Origin of the sequence: Niameybacter sp., from assembly GCF_036655075.1 — a bacterium.
GTDB lineage: Bacteria > Bacillota > Clostridia > Lachnospirales > Cellulosilyticaceae > Holtiella.
This window is the reverse complement of sequence record NZ_JAVVQU010000037.1, coordinates 1,327-4,580: the sequence shown is the minus strand read 5'-3', so window position 1 is coordinate 4,580 and position 3,254 is coordinate 1,327. Positions and strand designations below refer to the sequence as shown.

Sequence of the window (3,254 nt, the reverse complement as noted above, 5' to 3'; positions counted from 1 at the left end):
CCAGTAGTAGGCGTAAAAATTCCTAAGTTTGAATCGGCAAAAGAAGTAGAGGCAAGGCTTGAATCAGAAGCATTAGACTCTCAAGCTTTTATGATTTCCTTCTATAAAATGCATACTACAAATACAGATGAAAACAAAAAGTTTACTTTGGAAAATGCCTTAACAATAGGAAGAAATCCAGGTTACCACCATTGGACGCTCTTAGACGACCCAACGGTGTCAGGAAATCATTGTAAAATTTATCAAAGAGAAGGTCAGATTTATATTTTAGACTTAAATTCTACTAACGGTACATATATCAATGGACAACGTGTAAGGGGACAAATAAAGCTCGAAAATCATGACAAACTAGAAGTGGGTCAAAGTGCGTATCGCATTAGGATAGAACTTTGCAATCTAGAAGAAGACGGACAGTCTAAAGCGTAAGATGGGGAGGAGTACTCAGGAAGATGAGTACATCCTCCTTTATTGTATAGTAGGGATATTTAATTTTTAGTATAGGACCACTGTTTAAGTTAGCGTATTTAGGATATATAAGAAAAAAACAGAAGTAATAAAAATATATAGGTATAAAGATGTAGTATAATGAGAGTAATAATAAGGAGAAGAAAGGAGACGCGGGATGAAAGCACAAAAGCTTCTGATGGATATTCGATTTGAACGTAGCTTGCCCGATCAGAACAAAGAGGCAGTATTAAATAAAATTGGACAATTTGTCTGGGAGTGGCATACAACCAAAGATAAAAATCAAGTAGGTAACAAATATAGTGTCAAGAAAATCAAAACGACCACCAAGCTTGCAGCGGTGTGGAAGTTTAAAGTTTCAGCTGGCAACCGGGTCCTCTTTATGAAAGGTAAAGATGTGGAGGGACTAGAGGAACAGGATCAAGATGCACTAGTACTGCTAGAGTTTTGCACTCACGACAAGCAAATTTTGACTGCGCGTGAAAAGGCACAAGTTAACCTAGAAGGCTATTTAGGAGAAAGTGAGCAAGACAGACAAAGCAGCAATGATGTACTCCGGCATCAACTGGAGGAACTTCTAGAACAAAGTGTAGAACAAGTTGCAAGGCGCCATGCAGAACGTCTGGAATACAACTTAGCCACAAGTATTACGAGACCCTTTAAATATATGAATATCGAAGATTTGGTGAACTTAGATAAGCTACAAGGCATCTTTTATCTCAATGCGGAGCAAAGACGCTGTGTGAACCAGCCCTTTGCACCTTTTTTACTTTTTGGTAGTGCAGGAAGTGGGAAGACAACTATTGGGGTATATAAGTTGATTCAATTGTTAACGGGAGACCCAAACTTAAAAGTAGGGTACTTCACCTATTCTGCACAACTTTCAGATACAGCCAAAAAGATTTATGCAAATGTCAAACGGAATGAACTTTCTGAGGAGGAACGAAGACTTCAAGAGGGATCCATTGACTTTTACCCTATAAAAATGTATTTGAGACAGTATGGAGGTGCCAGGAAGATAGTGGAGTATGAGCAGTTTCATCAAGAATTTTACCGAGAAGCGTATGCGAACTATATGCAGACACCTAAGTACAAGAAAGCCTGTAAGGGGAAAGAGGCTTATGACGTATGGAAAGAAATACGTGGCATCTTAAAAGGCTTTGGTGGCATTAACTGGGACTTAGAAGTATTGAAAACTTCCAATGGCATGCTCTTGGAAGAAGTTTATATCAAGTTAGATGCTAAGTATTCTCCTTACAACCTAGAAGAGCGTCAATTCTTATACAAATTAGCTTGTGACTACTGTGAGTGGCTAAAAAGGGGCAATCTGTATGATGAAAATGATTTGGCAAGAGCTGTGCTAAAAAGTGGTACGCAATTTGCCTGCTATGACTGGATTGTCATAGATGAGGTACAAGATTTAAGTGAGTTAGAATTTTATATGCTCTTAAATTTGGTGAAAAGTCCAGAGAACTTCTTAATGAGTGGAGACTATCATCAAACGATTACGCCCACTTATTTTGACACGAGAAGAATTGTAAACTTTTTGGAGCGACACAAGCTGCGATATAAAGAAGATGAAAATCAAGTTTTTCTCTGCACCAACTACCGCAATCCTCAAAAAATGGTGGAGGTGGGTAACCACATTGCCCATTTGCGCCAAGCTGTCTTTGGTAAGGATAAGCGAAATGACAAAGACTATGAGCGGGCTATGCAAAAAACAGTGGGCAAGCTCTTTACTTTACGTGGGTCAAGGCAAGAGCAGTTAAAACTCCTTGAAGAAGCAGTACAAAAGGCCTATACCTACATTGTGGTGGCTACAGAAAGTGAGAAAGTAGACCTTCAAAAAAGGCTCAAAGACTACACCCATATCTTCACTATTAGTGAAATCAAAGGGTTGGAAAATCGCTATATTATAGGGTATAACTTAATCAGCAGTTACCAAAAAAAGTGGGAGACCTTATGTGAATCGATTCAAAGGGGTATAGTTGTAGAAGAGAGTCATTTGTATCGGTATTTGTTCAATATGCTGTACGTGGCATTGACAAGAACCCAGGAAAATCTATGTTTGATGGATGAAGGCATTCCACTTGAACAATATGAAACCCTTCTAGGGTGTACACCCCAAGACTATGACACCTTTGACGTGGCAGCTTTTGATTTGTTAGAAGTATCTACCTTGTTAGACTTTTTCCAAGCGGCGTTGAAGTTAGAGGCTGCCGGCAAATATGATCGTGCCATAGTAGCCTATCAAAAGCTTAGCTTGCCACAAGTGCCACATCGCATTGCACTGTGTGAGGCTAAGCAATATGAAGAGGCAGGTGAGTATGAGGTAGCAGCTAAGTTGTATCAACAAGAAGAAGACTATGAAAAGGCAGCGGCGTGTTATGACTATACCCCGCACCGCTACGCCTACTACACTTGTCTTTTGGCTCAAGGGGAAGACGTATTTGTAGACAAAGTGATAAGAAGGGCAGACTTTAATTACACAAGGGACTTGGCACCTTATTGTAAAGGCCCACTAAAAATTAAAATAGAAAGTTTATGTATCCGTTACGGATATCAACAATTGGTTGGACAAGAAGAAAAGATGATGGGTCAACAACTTATTCTTTTAGAACTTCAAGAAACACTAAGTCGCTTGGAAGAGGCAATTCGGGCGGAAGGATGAGTCAAATAGGGAAGTCATTTAAAAGAAGTAGAGAGGGTCAGGAAATGGATAAAGTACAGATGCAGCAACTTCTTGAGCAAATTAGGCGCAATGAAGCAGAGAGTAATGCACTAGGCAC

General features: G+C 39.6%; 2 protein-coding genes. Both read left to right on the top strand.

The features are described 5' to 3' along the window. A partial coding sequence (locus RRY75_RS10500; protein ID WP_332716675.1) for an FHA domain-containing protein occupies positions 1-426 on the top strand: 426 nt, incomplete at its 5' end. Between the two features lie 196 nt (positions 427-622). After that, on the top strand, positions 623-3,136 hold the full coding sequence (locus tag RRY75_RS10495; RefSeq protein ID WP_332716672.1) for a UvrD-helicase domain-containing protein: 2,514 nt from the start codon (positions 623-625) through the stop codon (positions 3,134-3,136). Positions 3,137-3,254 lie beyond the last annotated feature (118 nt).

Bases quoted from the DNA above. Each gene is read 5' to 3' on its own strand.
- RRY75_RS10495 (WP_332716672.1), top strand. From the start codon at position 623: ATGAAAGCACAAAAGCTTCTGATGGATATTCGATTTGAACGTAGCTTG.